The sequence below is a fragment of the Pararobbsia alpina genome, assembly GCF_965118125.1.
Taxonomy (GTDB): Bacteria; Pseudomonadota; Gammaproteobacteria; order Burkholderiales; family Burkholderiaceae; genus Pararobbsia; species Pararobbsia alpina_A.
Genome location: NZ_OZ221287.1, coordinates 3265309 through 3280496 on the forward strand (window position 1 = coordinate 3265309; position 15188 = coordinate 3280496).

The following is a 15188-nucleotide window of genomic DNA, read 5'->3' on the forward strand; positions in this document are numbered from 1 at the left end:
CGGCGCTCAGTGTTGAACGAAGGCATGACCATCGTCATGCGTATACGTCGGGATGTAATCGCTGACGAGGTTGTGCGTGTGCAGGTGCTCGCCTTTCGCGACGGCAACCGTCGCGTGGCCGATCACGGCACCGTAGCGAACCACCTTTTCATCCGGTGACAGCGCACGGCGTGCGAGCTTGTGGCCTGTCGCGATCGCGCGCGGCATCGTGATCGACGCGCCTTCAAGCATCAGCGTCGTGCCCTCGGCAAGGTCTCGGGCAACGATCACACAGTTGTCCTCGGGTGACAGCAGGATCAGACGGGAATCGGTTTGTTCCATCGGGGGGTTTCGGGTCACCGGTCGATGTGCAACGGGGGGACTGCGTTGCGATGCGCATTCATGTCAATGCGTCACCACTTTATGTTCATCCGTGAATCGAATATTCTTATATGAACATCCCGACTGTCAAGGCGGGATGTCAGCAATACGGAACACATTCACGACCTCCGAGCTTATGGCCACCGAAGACAACGACAAATACCGCGCCCCGGCGCTCGACAAGGGTCTCGATATTCTTGAATTGCTGTCGACCCAGGAACGCGGCCTGACCCGCGCCGAGATCGTCAAGCTGCTGGGCCGCAACGCCAGCGAGATCTACCGGATGCTCGAACGCCTCGTCGCGCGCGAGTACGTGGCGCGCTCCGATGGCGGCGACCGCTACTCGCTCACGCTCAAGCTGTTCTCCCTCGCACACCAGCAGCCGCCGATCCGCCGCTTTATCGCAGCGGCGCGGCCCGTCATGGACCGGTTTGTCGCGCAGGCCGAGCAGTCGTGCCATCTCGGCATCTACGACCGCGGCAATATCCTGGTCATCGCGCAGACCGACGGCCCGGGGATCTGGGGCCTGTCGATCCGGCTCGGCTCGCGTCTGAGCCTCGTCGATACGGGGTCGGGCGCCGTGATGCTGGCCTTTCAGTCCGATGCGCAACGCGAACGCATGCTTGCCGAACATGTCGCTGTCGACGGTGAAACGGCCCCCTCGGCCGAGGCGCTCGATGCGCTGCTGGAGCAGGTGCGGCTCGACGGCCACGGCAGCATGGCGAGCCGCCAGGCGTACGGGGTGACCGATATCTCGTGTCCGGTCCACGCGCCGGACGGCAGTGCAATCGGCGTGATCACCTCGCCTTACATGCGAAGAATCGACCGTCACGCCGCGCCGTCGTCCGAGCAGGTACTCGGATTGCTACAAGATGCCGCCAGGGAATTGTCGATGTCCGGCGACGTACCTGCGACAGCGCGCTGACGCGAGCATCACGATAGGGTTCGACCCGCACGCCTGGCTGATACACGCGCTTTAATTTGCACGCCTCAGGTATTCTTGCCACTGCGTCGTCATCACTGCGTCGTCATTCCAGACCTCAGTCGGAGCCCTTCATGAGATTCAGCCGTCGGCATGGCGCAGAACACCGGGAACCCGGGTGCCGGGCGTTTCCCCGATCAGCGCGCGCGGTACGCCGCGCCGTCGCGGCTCTGTCACTGCTTGCGCTCGCCCCCGCCGCATTCGCGACGCTGGGCGGCGACGCCGGCTCGATCGCTACCGATGTCGCATCGCTTGGCGCAAGCGCCCAGGCGGAAACCATTGCCGGTGGCGCGACGCGTCACAACCTGACCCTGCCATCGGGCACGGTCGTTCACGAATACGTGTCGCCTGCGGGGCAGGTGTTTGCGATTGCGTGGCAAGGCCCTGTGCTGCCGCCGCTCAAACAATTGCTCGGCACGGCCTATTTCACCGAGTACACCCAGGCGGTCAGTGCCGCACAGACCGACGGACACCTGCGCGGACGCACGAACATCGTGCTCGACGATCTGGTGGTGCTCTCGGGCGGCCATATGGGCGCGTTTTCGGGCACCGCGTATCTGCGTTCTGCAATGCCAGCCGGGTTTTCCGCCAACGACATCCAATAGGAGGCTCGCGTGCGCCAGCTCCTGTCGATCGCGACACTTGCTTGTCTCGTTGTGCTGTCCGCCTGTGGAGGGGGGGGAGGCAGTTCGTCCAACTCGGCCAGCACGACGCCGTCGACGAACGTAGCCGGGTCGAACGTGGCTTCGATCACGATCGGTGCAGGGCCCGTTACCAACGGGGCGGCGACGACGAGCCCGAATATTCCGTTCGTGACGGTGACGATCTGCAAGCCGGGTACGTCCACCTGTGCGCAGGTGGACCATGTACAGGTCGATACCGGGTCCGCCGGCCTGCGGCTCGTGAGCTCACAGGCGATCTCGTCACTCGGACTGACCGCCCAGACCGCGAGCGGCGGCGGCACGCTCGGCGAATGCGCCCAGTTTGCCGACGGCGTCACCTGGGGTGCCGTACGTGCCGCCGATGTTCACATCGCGGGCGAGACGGCCAGCAATATCGGCATCGAGATCAGCGGCGATGCCGCGGTGCCGACGCCGCCGACGGACTGCACTGCCAACAGCTCGACCAAGCAGACCGTCGCCGCGCTGGGTGCGAACGGCATCCTCGGTATCGGTACGCTGGCAACCGACTGCGGGACGGCGTGCGCCCAGCAAGCCGTCGGGATTTACTTCAGCTGCATCAGTGCGGTCTGCACCGGCACCACGGTGCCGGTCGCATCGCAGGTGCCGAATCCGGTTGCGCGGTTCGCGTCCGATAACAACGGCTCGCTCGTCATGCTGCCCGCTCTGCCGGCCGGCGGCAGCGCAACGGCACAAGGCTCGCTGATCTTCGGCATCGGCACGCAAAGCAACAATGCACTGACCGGCGTGACGGTCTATAAAACGAATTCTGCGGGCCAGTTCACCGCGACGTTCAGCGGTACGCAGTTGTCGCAAAGCCTGCTCGACACCGGATCGAACGGCCTGTTCTTTCCCGACGGGTCGATTCCGCAGTGTGCGACGACTTCGAACGCCAGCGGTTTCTTCTGCCCGACCTCGACGACCGCCGTTTCGGCGACGATCACGGGCACGAACGGCGCGACGACGACCGCGAGCCTGTCGATCGGTAACGCGCAGACGCTGTTTGCGAGCGGCAACTTCGCCTACAACGATATTGGCGGGCCGTTCACCGGCACGCCCACGTTCGATTTCGGGCTGCCGTTCTTCTACGGGCGCCCGGTCTACACAGCGATCTCGGGCGCGAATACGACGGGCGGTGCCGGTCCCTATATCGCCTTTTAACGTCGAGAGTCAGCGCATCGCGCAGTGCACCGGCAAGGTCGCTGCGCGAATTCTTTACAATGAACGGTCATTCGACAGTCGCCCCGACGCCATTGTGCTTATGCCCCGTTTTCTCGTTGTCCTGTTCGTCCTTCTTTCCGTCCTGAGTGCTTCCACCGCAGCATCGGCTCAGTCGTCGGGTCACTCCGCCACGTCCGTGCCCGAATCGGCGGCCAGTGCGACGGCCGCCTCCAGTGCCGCGCCGGTCATCCTGACGCCCGCTCAGGCGCGTGACGCGCTGATCGTGCTCAACGACCCCAAACGCCGTGCGCAGGTCGAAGACACCCTGCGCGCTGTCGCCGCGGCCGGCGCGCTCGCGACGCCCGTGCCGGCGTCCGCACCTGCGGCCGCGAGCGCCGCTCCGGCGACATCTGCCTCAGGCGTCGCCGCCGCGTTCAAGTCCAACGGACTGGTGACCCAGCTGTCGCGCCAACTCGCCCATTGGGCCAACACGGTCGGCCGCGAGAGCCGGCATTCGCTTTCCGCGCTGCTCGACGTCGCCTCGGTTCGCGCATGGTGGACGGCGCATACCGCGACGCCGGACGCACGTGCCTCACTGCTGCAGATTGTCTGGCTCATGCTGGCGACCGTGATCCCGGCGCTCGGCGTCGAGTGGGTCCTGAGGCGATTGACCTTGCGGCCTCGCACCGCCATCGCGGCGCGCGCCAATGCCGCCGCACAAGCCGAGCAGAAAGAGGCCGAACTCAATGCCGACGAGCGCGAAGAAGCACGCGACGAGCAGGTCAGCGAAGCGTTGCTGAGCGACACGCATCGCGCCCCCACGCTCGATCACACGCCCATTGCGCGCGGCAAGCGACACGCGGCGCTCCACTGGACGCTATTGCGCCGCGTACCCGCCGCCCTGCTCAATGGCGTGCTCGCCGCGATTCCGGTGATCGGATTTGCGCTGACCTCGAGTCTGTTGATGTCGATCCTGATGGACGACGGGTCCGCCGCCGAAGAGATGCTGTCGTCGCTGGTCGATATCTATGTGATCTGCCGCGGCGTGCTGATTGTCGGCAACCTGTTCTTCGCGCCGCGCTCACCCGGGCTGCGTCTGTGGCGCGTCAGCGATGACACCGCCCTCTTCGTGCAGCTCTGGGTGCGCCGCATCGTCGCGGTCGCAGGGGTCGGCAGCGCGTTTGCCGAAGCATTGCCTCCGCTCGGCCTGAGCATGGATGCGCATTTCGCGATCATGAAACTGACCGCGCTGATTGCGCACATCATGGTCGCCATCGTCATCCTGCTGTGCCGCCGGCCCGTCGCCCGCTGGCTGCGCAATACCACGTCGCATAGCAAGACGCTCGCGTATTTCGGCAACTGGATTGCTGACGTCTGGGCCGCGGTCGCCGTGTTCTTTGTGCTCGCACTGTGGTTTGTCTGGGCGCTCGACGTCAACAACGGCTTCGAGACGCTGATCCATCTCGGCGGCCTGTCGCTGATCGTGCTCGTGGTCGCGCGCGTCGTGGCAATCGTGTCGCTCGGCGCGCTCGCGCATCTGTTCCGCGTGAATCAAAGCGACAGCGAGTCCGACGGCGCCGACGCTCAGGCCGCTCAAGGCAGCGGTGCGCCGGCCGAGAAGTCGATCGTCCAGCGGCGCGCGTACCGCTACTACCCGATGCTGCAGAAGGTCATTTCGACCGTGCTCAGCGTCATCGCGCTGCTCACGCTGCTCGATATCTGGGGCGTGCATCTGCTGCGTTTTCTCGCGTCGAACCCGATTGGCCATCGCCTGATTTCAGCGCTCGTGACGATCGCGGTCGCCGCGGCGATCGCCGTCGTGCTCTGGGAAGCCGTGAACATTGCATTCGAGCGGCGACTGCGTAAATGGACCGACCGCGGCGAATTCCTTCGCGCGACGCGTCTTCGCACCTTGCTGCCGATGTTGCGCAGCGCCTTGCTCGTGGGTATCGCGCTGGTCGTTGGCTTGACCGGCCTGAGCCAGCTTGGCGTGAATACGGCGCCGCTGCTGGCCAGCGCGAGTATCTTTGGCGTCGCCCTCGGCTTCGGTTCGCAAAAGCTCGTGCAGGACTTCATCACGGGCATCTTCCTGCTGATGGAAAACGCCATGCAGGTCGGAGACTGGGTCACCGTCGCCGGCGTCTCGGGCACGGTCGAGTATCTGTCGATCCGCACCGTGCGACTGCGTGGCGGTGACGGTTCGCTCTTTACCGTACCGTTCAGCTCGGTGACGACGGTCAACAACGTGAATCGCGGCATCGGCAACGCCGCCGTGCGCGTGAGCATCGCGTTCGGCGCCGACGTCGACCGTGCGATCGAACAGCTCAAGCAAATCGGCGCGTCGCTGCGCGAGGACCCGCAATTCAAGGACGGCATCCTCGCCGACTTCAGCTTCTGGGGTGTCGACGCCGTCGATGGCGCCGCCGTGACGCTCGCCGGTCAGATCCAGTGCCGTGACACGATGCGCTGGCCCGTGCAGCGCGAGTTCAACCGGCGCATCCTCGAAAGCTTTAACGCGGCTGGCATCGATATCGCCAATCCGCTACGCAATGTGCTGATGCAGTCGCGATCAGGTGCACCCGGTGCGCCAGCCGTGACGACCGATCCCGCTGCAGGGGACACGCCAGCGGCAAGCGATACGGCTGCTGAGGGCACGACGCCGACGACAGAATCCGACTCGCCGACCGATACACAGACGCAATCCACGCCGCGCGCTTCCGGCGGCAAACCCTCATCCGGTCCGAGTCGTTCCTGATCGGGTTGCTGAGCGCGCGCAGCGAAAGCGCTGCGCGCCGCGCATCGATCGACTACATTGAGAGTCTTCCCAACGCTGAGCTCGTCAAGGTGCCCTGAATGTCGAATCCCGAACTCTCCGCCGCATCGGCTCGCTCCGGCACATCGGCGGACGATGGCATCGACCCGGTCGTCGAGACCGTGCTCGCCCATCTGTGGGAAGCCGCGAATGACCCGTCCGGCAAAGTGTGGTCGCTCGCCAAACTCAGCAAGCGGACCCAGCTCGCGCAAAGCACCCTGCGGCGCTACCTGACCTCGCTGACCGAAGCCGGGCTCGCGACGGTGACGCTCGACGATGCCGGCCTCGGCTCGTCGACCCTGACCGAGTTCGGCCGTTCGGTCTGCTCGGATCTGTTTGAAGGCGGGTCGCCTACTTCGCGTTGAGCACCCGCGCGTGATGCGCGATGTGGTCGCCGATAAACGTCGAAATAAAGTAGTAGCCGTGGTCGTATCCCGGATGACGACGGAGCTTCAGCGCTTGTCCGGCCGCACGGCATACCGTTTCGAATTCATCGATGCGGAGTTGCGTCGCGAGGAATTTGTCATCGAGCCCCTGATCGACGAGGATCTCGCCGTCGAAGCGTTTCCCGAGTTGCCCGATCAGCGCGGTCGCATCGTGACGCAGCCAGGCGTCGCGGTCGTTGCCGAAAAAGGCCGTAAACGCCTTTTCACCCCACGGACAGCTCGCGGGTCCGGCGACCGGTGCAAACGCCGACACTGAACGAAACAGCGTCGGATTGCGTAGCGCCAGGGTCAGCGCGCCATGCCCGCCCATCGAGTGACCGAACAGTCCGATACGCGATGCGTCGATGTTGAAGCATCCGGTCACCAGGCGGATGAGTTCGTCGGCCACATAGGCGTCCATCCGGTAGTGATGATTCCACGGCGGCTGCGTCGCATTGACGTAAAACCCGGCGCCCACACCGAGATCCCAGTCATCGGTTTCACCCGGCACGCCCGCACCGCGCGGGCTCGTGTCGGGTGCGATCAACGCCAGACCGTGCTCGGCCGCAAAACGCTGCGCGCCCGCCTTGATCGGAAACGTCTCTTCATTGCAGGTCAGCCCGGCCAGATAGATCAATGCCGGCACGGGTGCGCCGGTGTCGACACCCTCCGGAAGAAAGATCGAAAAGCGCGCGGGCAGGCCCAGCGCCGCTGAGCGGTGACGATAGAAGCGCTGGCTGCCGCCGAAGCTGCCATGGGCGCTGATCAGTTCAAGCTCGGCAGTGGTGTCGTGGGTCGTCATGTCGATATCGGTTCGGACTGCGTGATGCGTTCTGACGGATCGATTTCCGTGGGCTGATCGATTCGTTCGGGCTGGTCGGGCTGGTCGGGCTGATCGGTGCGCGGGGGCGCCCGCCGCGTTCGAACGAACGCAGGGAAGCGGCGCCCTCGCCCGGCTAAAGCACGATCAATAGAGCACGACTGACCGGATCGATTCACCGGCCTTCATCAAATCGAAGCCCTCGTTGATCTTCTCGAGCGGCAGGCGGTGCGTGATCAGATCATCGATATTGATCTTGCCTTCCATGTACCAGTCGACGATGGTCGGCACGTCGGTACGGCCGCGTGCGCCACCGAAGGCCGAGCCCTTCCATTCGCGGCCCGTCACGAGCTGGAACGGCCGTGTGCTGATCTCCTGACCCGCGGCTGCCACGCCGATGATGAACGACTGGCCCCAGCCCTTGTGCGTGCACTCGAGCGCCTGGCGCATCGTCGTCACATTGCCGATGCATTCGAACGAGTAGTCCGCGCCGCCGTCGGTCAGCTGCACGATCGCGTCGACGACATTGCCCACGTCCTTCGGGTTGATGAAATCGGTCATGCCGAACTTCTTCGCAAGCTCGACGCGGCCCGGGTTGATGTCGATGCCGATGATCTTGTTGGCGCCGACCATCTTCGCACCCTGGATCACGTTCAGGCCGATGCCGCCCAGACCGAACACCACGACATTGGCACCCGCTTCGACTTTCGCCGAATAGACGACCGCGCCGATGCCCGTGGTCACGCCGCAGCCGATATAACAGACCTTGTCGAACGGCGCGTCTTCGCGGATCTTGGCGACCGCGATCTCCGGCACGACGATGTAGTTCGAGAACGTCGAGGTGCCCATGTAGTGAAACAGCGGCTTGCCGTCGAGCGAGAAGCGCGAGGTCGAGTCGGGCATCAGGCCCTTGCCCTGGGTCGAGCGGATCGCCTGGCACAGATTGGTCTTGCGCGAGAGGCAAAACTTGCACTGACGGCATTCGGGCGTATAGAGGGGGATCACGTGATCGCCCTTGCGCAGGCTGCTGACACCGGGACCGACGTCGACCACGACGCCCGCGCCTTCATGACCGAGGATTGCCGGGAACAGGCCTTCAGGATCGGCGCCCGACAATGTGTAGTAGTCGGTGTGACAGATTCCGGTCGCCTTGACCTCGATCAGCACTTCACCCGCACGCGGTCCTTCGAGATCGACCTCTTCGACGGTCAGGGGTTGGCCGGCTTTCCATGCAATCGCTGCCTTTGTCTTCATATCGATGCCTTTTCGAGAGGTGCGGAATCAGGCCGCTAGTTTAGTAAGCGTGCCCAGATTGCGATAGAGCCGACCCCATGTTATAAATGCGAACTATTCGCATTTATAACGCATTTGAAATGAAAATCACGGATTCCGCGAATAACCGCGGATTCGGTTTTCAGCTTTCTACGGCTGACTTTCCGACGGTCCGGTGATCGATGTTCGTCCAATAATTTATGCCTGGACTCTTCGCCACTTTGCTCGCGTTGATCGCGAGCGCACTGATTTACCTCGCATCGCCGCGCCAGCGCTTGCTGCGTGCGTCGTTTCGGCCGGGCGCTTCGCTCGGGGCTGCGCTTGTCTGCGTCCTCGCCTCGGCGTGGTTGTGGTGCGTGCAGGCCGGCACCGTGGCCGGGCTCTGCGCGGCAACGGGAGCACTCGCTGCCGGGCTGGCGCTGGCGCCGTTTGTCGGCGTCTACTGGCGGCATGATCGCCACACCCGCGTTTCGGGCAACAAGACCGCCACGCCGCCCAACGGCGGACGTCCGGAGACTTCATGAAGTTGAGGCTTTGCAGTAGCGTTGTCCTTTCTCTGCCGTTGTCCGTTGCCCTCGCCGGGGCGTTCGCCTGGGCCATGCCCGGTGGATGGCATCGGTCGGCTATCCTTGCAATGGTATTGTTCTTCCCATTGTGGATCGGCCTTCTTTGCGGTGCGTTTGCATTGCCGACAACCCGGCGCGCCGTCGTGGTGCTCGGCGCCGGCAATCTGGCCGCATTCGCGCTGCTTTATGCCGCGCGTGCCTTACAGCTCGCCTGACCTGCTCGTCTGACTCGCTATGCAACCTTCGACCCTCCGCGCCTTCCAGTGGCTCCACACCTGGGCCGGCATTTGCGCGGGCTTTGCCCTGTTCATCGCATTCGTCGGCGGCACGCTGACGATGTTTCACGACGAGATCGCGCGTTGGGAACGCCCTCCGGCGCGACATCTCCCGACGGACGGCGGGCCTGCCCAGCGGCTGGTCGGAACGCTTGTCGCTCTGCATCCTAAGGCAGCGGACAATTTCGGCATCGTCCTCGCCACCGACACGCATCGCGAACCGTACGTCTACTGGAATGACGGCGTCGACTGGCAGCAGGCTCGACTCGCCGACGGCGGCAAGTCGCCGCTCGACACATCGCTCGGCTTCGACGACTTTTCGAAGGACTCCACGGGCGCGGCTGAACAAGCCACGATCGCACAGCGCGCACACCTGAAAAAACTCGAAGCCGAACGCAGCGAACGCAATGCAAGCGCCGCGCGCGTAGCCAGCGCCGCAGGACGGCCCGCCCCTGTCGTCAAGCCGACGCCAGAACCGTTCAATCCGTCGCTCATGCTCGTCGACCACGACACGCTCGATCTGAGCACGGGGCCCGGGCTGTCGGAGTTTATCGACCGCCTTCACTATTCGCTGGCGCTGCCCGATTTCGGCCTGTATCTGATGGGTGCCGTGTCGCTGATGTTCGGCGTCGCTCTTGTCTCGGGGTTCCTGACTCACTTGCCGCGCTTGTCCCGCGACTTGTTCGCGCTGCGGCCCGGCGCGAACCTCAAGATGTTCTGGCAGGACACGCATAACGCGGTCGGCGTGCTCGCCCTGCCGTTTCATGCGGTGATCGCCCTCACGGGGTGTGTGCTCTGCCTCGGTCTTGTCGCGGCGATGCTGTTCAACTCGATCGCGTTCAACGGCGAGCTGATGCAGGAAATCACGTCGATGCGCGCATCGGTGCCTCCTTCACCCGTCGTCGCTGTTCCCGGCAAGCCGATGGAGGTCAACGCGCTCGTTGTGCGAGCCCGTGCGGATGTGGCCGGATTCACCCCGCGCTGGATTGCGTATTCGCGCTATGGCGCCGACGACGGCACCGCCGAAGTCTGGGGCGACAGCGACCGCGCGCTCGGCTCGCTCGGTTCTGTATTGCTACGCCTCAATGACGGCAGGGTGCTTGCGCATCAGACAGCCACCACGCGCGACGCGAACCATACGGTATCGAGTGCGATCTACGGACTGCATTTCGGTTCGTTTGGCGGGCTGGTCGTGCGCTGGATTTATTTTGTGCTCGGTGTCACGGGTGCGGTTCTGGTGTTCACCGGCAATCTGCTGTGGATCGAAGCGCGCCGCAAACGCGCCGGTGACGAACAACCGCTGTCGACCCGCAATATTGCGCGGGCTACCGTAGCTGTCTGCGTCGGCACCTGCGCGAGCATTGCCGCCGCATTCGACATCGCCCTGCTGGTGCCGTCGTTTGAAGCGTGGTCGGTCTATGTCGCGGTGCTCGGCGCCGCCGTGGTGTGGTCGATCGCACGTGCGCCGATCCTCGCCGCGCGCGACTTGCTGATCGTGACCGCCGTATGTGCGGCGCTTGTGCCGGTGCTCGACGCGTTGCTCACGAGCGACAATCTTTTTACGAGCCTGATGTCGCGTGATTGGCAACTCGCGAGCATCGATTTCGCCGGGCTCGTCTTTGCGGCGCTGTTCGTCACGCTGGCCGTGCTGACGCACCGTCGCGGGCGCAACGGCGATCCGAACAGCGTCTGGGCGGCGCCGCCCCGTGGCCCGGTACCCGAGCTGCGCAACCAGACCTGACATGCGAGCAGGCGCCAGGCGGCGCGGTGCCATCCAGTTTCGACCCTTTGCGTCTGCCGTCTGCCGTCTGTGGCCTGCCCGCGTCTATGCGGGATCTGCCCCTCTCGATTAGTCAATCCGCCGACGCCCTACCACGGATCGCGTGCTCAAACCAGATTCGCTCGACGCGCGCGAACGGGTAAACTCGGGTGCTTTGAAGCGCGTCTCACGAACGGCTGCCCGCGAACCAACGAGGTGGCCGACGGAGCACGCCGCCGCATTTTCTGCGTTGGTCGTCAAGCATGCATAACGTCGTTACGGGGTGGTTCGGGTTTTCAACGCTATGGGTCGCAGTACTGGCCTGGCAACTCGTCGCGGCGCGTCTGAGCGCGCACGAGGACACGCAGGGGCCTCGCCGCACCGCGCGTACTGTCATGGGCGCCTTGTGCGCGCTCGTGGCTAGCGCACTGCTCGAAGCGGGTGTCTGGACCCGGCTGGCACCCGACGATTCGATCGATCGTGTCGGACGTGCCTTTCTTGATGCGTTCGGAACGGGCCCGAGTGTCGCGGCCGGTGTCGTGGGTCTCGCGCTGGGTCTGCCCTGGTTGTTCGGTACGCGCTGGACGGCGCTGGTCTCCGACCTCGTCGGCAACGGCGCTGTGCCCGAAGACACTCCGCGGCCGGCACGACGCCCTGCCGCCGAGAAGGCCGTTCGCAATGCCGAACCACGCTGGCGTTCCAGCGCCGCCGGGACGGGGCCGCTGACCGAGCGACGCCCGTCAAGCGGCTTGCGCGCCCCGGGCGAACTCGGTACGAGCCAGCGTCCGTCCGTATTCAGCACAGCGAGCACGCACGCCCACGCTGCGCGCGCGGCGGCGCGACGAGCGCCGGCTCCGGTCGCGCCGCAACCCGCGGAAGTCATCACGCCTGAGTCGATGGGCATTGCCGCACGGACTCGCGCGATGGGGTCGAGCGTGCGAGGCACCGGCGCGCGCATCGACGCACGCGCGGACTTGCACAGCGACGCTGCGCACGACCCGGCACCCTCCGCGCGCTCGCCGCAGGGATACCGGACCATCATCACTTCGCCGGCGCCATCCAATACGATCGCGCATGACGAACCTGCATATCCTTCAGAAACAACGACTGCCGCGCGCTCGCGCACGCCCGCACAGGTTGCCGCCGCGGCGGCCGCACGCCAGGCCGCAGCTGCAGCGCTACGCGCTCGCGCGTACGGACAGGTCGCACCGGGGCCGTCGAACTCGCGAGGCGCAAGTTCGAAAGCAGCGGACGCAGAAGCTGGGACAGTGAATACACCAGCGCCGATTCCGATGACGTCCGAAGTCGACGTATTGTCGGCAGGTGCGGCAAACGCCCAGCCCTCGGCGCCGGTTGTTCCGAGCTATTCCGAGGCAGCAGAGGCCGCCCAAACGGCGCAGGCTCCCATCACCGCGCCATCGGCGAACGCGCTCGCGGAAACGTTCCGCAATGTCGAGCGCATGGCTGCGCAATGGCCCACGCTCGCGACAGCAGGTCGTGCGGCGCCTCACGTGGAAGCGACTTCCGGTGATGTAGTGAACGACCAAGGCCCGATATCCGGGCACGACACAGAGCGCTTCGAAGCGACTGCGCCGGCTCATAGCGAGGCCAGTGACGCCGGATCGCTGGAGTCTGTATTGCCCGAGGCCTCGCCGTCGCGAGCCCTGCCGGCAGACGTCGCGTCGGCCGACGTCATTCAACGTGATGCGACCACGATGGAAGCGCACACCTTGTCGGGCGATGCCGCTGCGTTGAACAACGACACGCCAGCCGCCGTGCCGCTCTACGCCGTCTCCGACGTAGTCGAGGACACCGTAAGCGCGGAAATTGACGATGAACTCGATGAGCCGTCGTTCTGGGAACCGACGGACGACGACGTACCCGTCATTGATCTCACGTCGCTCGAGGCGCACGTGTCGTTGCTCGCCGATACGGAAGCATTCGACGAAGTAGCCGCTGAAACGACGACTGAGACGGCGACTGAAGCGCTCGACGCAGTGGCGGCTGAAACGACACACGCAGAGACAAGCCTCCCTGCACAGGAGAGCGCCGCCATTCAGCAAGAGGTTTCGGTCACCCCGCATCAACCGCTGCTGCCGCCGGCCGATGAACTCGACACGCTGGATTTCGCGACGGCGTTCCCGATTCCGTCGTTTATTCCGGCAGCCCCGTCAACGGTCAGCTTCTCGGCAGGCAACTACGCGACGCCGAATATCGCCGCGCCGACGCACGCCACCCCGCAGATTCCGATGTTTGCGACGCGAGGCGCCACGCAGCCGGCTTCCCCAAGCGCGCTAACTCAGGCCGAACACGCAGCACCTGCAGCGCCCGCCGAGTCCGCTGCGGCTGCGGCATCCGCCACGTCCGTAACGCCCACTGCGTCTGCTGCCTCCACTGCGCCCGTTGCACCCGCCGCGGTCGTAACACCTGCTGCGTCTGCTACACCCGCGGTGCCCGCCCCCCTGGCATCTGCCGCACCGGCGGCACCACGCACGACTGCCCCTCCCCTGCCGGGAGGACAACAGCCGACCGAGTTCGAATTCCATCCGCCGACCGCATCGCATGTCGAGCTGCCCGGGCTCGATTTGCTCGCTACCGTCGCAGACACTGTCGAGCCCGCATCGGAAGCGATCCTCGCCGAAACAGGGCAACTGATCGAACAGCGGCTCAAGGAATTCAAGGTGCCGGTCACTGTCGTCGGCGCGTCGGCCGGCCCCGTGATCACTCGTTTCGAAGTCGAGCCCGCGCTCGGCGTGCGCGGCGCACAGATCGTCGGCCTGATGAAGGATCTGTCGCGCGGCCTCGGCCTCACGTCGATTCGCGTGGTCGAGACGATTCCCGGCAAGACCTGCATGGGCCTCGAACTGCCGAACCCGAAACGCCAGGTCATCCGCCTGTCTGAAATCCTCGCCGATACGGCGTATCAGCAGTCGAAGTCGCATCTGACGATCGCGATGGGCAAGGACATTACCGGCACACCGGTCGTGACCGACCTCGCGCGTGCACCGCACATGCTGGTCGCGGGTACGACCGGTTCGGGCAAATCGGTGGCGATCAACGCCATGATCCTGTCGCTGCTCTACAAGGCAACGCCCGCCGACGTGCGACTGATCATGATCGATCCGAAGATGCTCGAGCTCTCGGTCTACGAAGGCATTCCGCATCTGCTGGCGCCTGTCGTCACCGATATGAAGCTCGCGGCCAACGCGCTGAACTGGTGCGTCGGCGAGATGGAAAAACGCTATCGACTGATGTCCGCACTCGGCGTGCGTAACATCGCCGGTTTCAATCAGAAAATTCGCGATGCCGAGCGCGACGAGCGCAAGATCGGCAATCCGTTCTCACTGACACCCGACGCCCCCGAACCGCTGGCGCCGTTGCCCTTGATCGTCGTCATCATCGACGAGCTCGCCGACCTGATGATGGTCGCTGGCAAGAAGATCGAAGAACTGATTGCGCGGCTGGCTCAGAAAGCGCGTGCGTCGGGCATCCACCTGATTCTCGCCACGCAGCGGCCGTCGGTCGACGTGATCACCGGGCTGATCAAGGCCAATATCCCAACGCGCGTCGCGTTCCAGGTCTCATCGAAGATCGACTCGCGTACGATCCTCGATCAGATGGGTGCCGAAACGTTGTTGGGCCAAGGGGATATGCTGTTCCTGCCTCCGGGCACCGGCGATCCGCAACGGATCCACGGTGCGTTCGTCGCCGATGATGAAGTGCATCGCGTGGTCGAGCATCTCAAGCAGTTCGGCGAGCCTGAGTATGAAGCGTCGATCCTTGACCCGGGTCCGGCCGAAGGCGTGATGACTGACCTGTTCGGCGAAGTCACCGACCCCGAAGCCGACCCGTTGTACGATGAAGCCGTCGCGTTCGTCGTCCGTTCGCGACGTGCGTCGATTTCGTCGGTGCAACGACAGCTGCGGATCGGCTACAACCGCGCGGCGCGGCTCGTCGAACAGATGGAGGCTGCGGGATTGGTCTCGGCGATGGGCGTCAACGGCAGCCGCGAAGTGCTCGTACCGGGGCCGTCGGAGTAACGCGCAGCGCCTGCCGGGCGATCGCACCGGCGCTCG

Annotated in this window: 12 protein-coding genes; 9 read left to right on the forward strand and 3 right to left on the reverse strand. The window is 64.8% G+C overall.

The window, feature by feature from the left end; all coding sequences use genetic code 11:
* Positions 1–6: 6 nt before the first annotated feature.
* Positions 7–321 carry a UxaA family hydrolase gene (locus tag ACMFWR_RS14135; RefSeq protein WP_413192263.1) on the reverse strand — a complete coding sequence of 105 codons (315 nt, stop codon included), beginning with the start codon at positions 319–321 and terminating at the stop codon, positions 7–9.
* A gap of 175 nt (positions 322–496) precedes the next feature.
* Between ACMFWR_RS14135 and ACMFWR_RS14140 the strand changes: the two genes are divergently transcribed.
* The 5 genes from ACMFWR_RS14140 (at position 497) to ACMFWR_RS14160 (ending at position 6360) form a co-directional block, all read left to right on the forward strand.
* The gene (locus ACMFWR_RS14140) at positions 497–1285 is read left to right on the forward strand and encodes an IclR family transcriptional regulator (protein ID WP_413192264.1); all 789 of its coding nucleotides are present in this window, start codon (positions 497–499) and stop codon (positions 1283–1285) included.
* Between the two features lie 131 nt (positions 1286–1416).
* Complete coding sequence (locus tag ACMFWR_RS14145) at positions 1417–1947, forward strand: DUF2844 domain-containing protein (protein ID WP_413192265.1); 531 nt, start codon at positions 1417–1419, stop codon at positions 1945–1947.
* 9 nt (positions 1948–1956) lie between these two features.
* A complete protein-coding gene (locus tag ACMFWR_RS14150; RefSeq protein ID WP_413192266.1) occupies positions 1957–3183 on the forward strand; it encodes a DUF3443 domain-containing protein in 1227 nt (408 codons plus the stop codon).
* Between the two features lie 100 nt (positions 3184–3283).
* Positions 3284–5938, forward strand: coding sequence for a mechanosensitive ion channel family protein (locus ACMFWR_RS14155; protein ID WP_413192267.1), 2655 nt, complete (start codon positions 3284–3286; stop codon positions 5936–5938).
* A gap of 98 nt (positions 5939–6036) precedes the next feature.
* Positions 6037–6360 (forward strand): helix-turn-helix domain-containing protein, encoded by a 324-nt coding sequence (locus ACMFWR_RS14160; RefSeq protein WP_413192268.1) that lies wholly within the window; start codon positions 6037–6039, stop codon positions 6358–6360.
* On the opposite strand, the gene fghA is transcribed toward ACMFWR_RS14160, so the two are convergent.
* Positions 6347–7222, reverse strand: coding sequence for an S-formylglutathione hydrolase (gene fghA / locus ACMFWR_RS14165; protein WP_413192269.1), 876 nt, complete (start codon positions 7220–7222; stop codon positions 6347–6349). The genes ACMFWR_RS14160 and fghA overlap by 14 nt on opposite strands.
* Before the next feature lie 165 nt (positions 7223–7387).
* On the reverse strand, positions 7388–8494 hold the full coding sequence (locus ACMFWR_RS14170) for an S-(hydroxymethyl)glutathione dehydrogenase/class III alcohol dehydrogenase (RefSeq protein ID WP_413192270.1): 1107 nt from the start codon (positions 8492–8494) through the stop codon (positions 7388–7390).
* A gap of 218 nt (positions 8495–8712) precedes the next feature.
* Between ACMFWR_RS14170 and ACMFWR_RS14175 the strand changes: the two genes are divergently transcribed.
* The 4 genes from ACMFWR_RS14175 to ACMFWR_RS14190 all read left to right on the forward strand — a co-directional run bounded on the left by ACMFWR_RS14175 (position 8713) and on the right by ACMFWR_RS14190 (position 15152).
* Positions 8713–9036, forward strand: a complete 324-nt coding sequence (locus ACMFWR_RS14175) for a hypothetical protein (protein ID WP_413192271.1) — start codon at positions 8713–8715, stop codon at positions 9034–9036.
* Positions 9033–9293, forward strand: a complete 261-nt coding sequence (locus tag ACMFWR_RS14180; protein ID WP_413192272.1) for a hypothetical protein — start codon at positions 9033–9035, stop codon at positions 9291–9293. The genes ACMFWR_RS14175 and ACMFWR_RS14180 overlap by 4 nt, the downstream gene beginning before the upstream one ends.
* A 19-nt stretch (positions 9294–9312) precedes the next feature.
* Entirely contained in the window at positions 9313–11094 is a 1782-nt protein-coding gene (locus ACMFWR_RS14185) for a PepSY-associated TM helix domain-containing protein (RefSeq protein ID WP_413192273.1), read from the forward strand.
* A 281-nt stretch (positions 11095–11375) separates the two neighbouring features.
* Positions 11376–15152 (forward strand): DNA translocase FtsK, encoded by a 3777-nt coding sequence (locus ACMFWR_RS14190; RefSeq protein ID WP_413192274.1) that lies wholly within the window; start codon positions 11376–11378, stop codon positions 15150–15152.
* The last annotated feature ends 36 nt before the right edge of the window (positions 15153–15188 follow it).

Coding starts and splice junctions, on each gene's coding strand:
- ACMFWR_RS14135 (WP_413192263.1), bottom strand. CDS start 321: ATGGAACAAACCGATTCCCGTCTGATCCTGCTGTCACCCGAGGACAAC.
- ACMFWR_RS14140 (WP_413192264.1), top strand. CDS start 497: ATGGCCACCGAAGACAACGACAAATACCGCGCCCCGGCGCTCGACAAG.
- ACMFWR_RS14145 (WP_413192265.1), top strand. CDS start 1,417: ATGAGATTCAGCCGTCGGCATGGCGCAGAACACCGGGAACCCGGGTGC.
- ACMFWR_RS14155 (WP_413192267.1), top strand. CDS start 3,284: ATGCCCCGTTTTCTCGTTGTCCTGTTCGTCCTTCTTTCCGTCCTGAGT.
- ACMFWR_RS14160 (WP_413192268.1), top strand. CDS start 6,037: ATGTCGAATCCCGAACTCTCCGCCGCATCGGCTCGCTCCGGCACATCG.
- fghA (WP_413192269.1), bottom strand. CDS start 7,222: ATGACGACCCACGACACCACTGCCGAGCTTGAACTGATCAGCGCCCAT.
- ACMFWR_RS14170 (WP_413192270.1), bottom strand. CDS start 8,494: ATGAAGACAAAGGCAGCGATTGCATGGAAAGCCGGCCAACCCCTGACC.
- ACMFWR_RS14175 (WP_413192271.1), top strand. CDS start 8,713: ATGCCTGGACTCTTCGCCACTTTGCTCGCGTTGATCGCGAGCGCACTG.
- ACMFWR_RS14180 (WP_413192272.1), top strand. CDS start 9,033: ATGAAGTTGAGGCTTTGCAGTAGCGTTGTCCTTTCTCTGCCGTTGTCC.
- ACMFWR_RS14185 (WP_413192273.1), top strand. CDS start 9,313: ATGCAACCTTCGACCCTCCGCGCCTTCCAGTGGCTCCACACCTGGGCC.
- ACMFWR_RS14190 (WP_413192274.1), top strand. CDS start 11,376: ATGCATAACGTCGTTACGGGGTGGTTCGGGTTTTCAACGCTATGGGTC.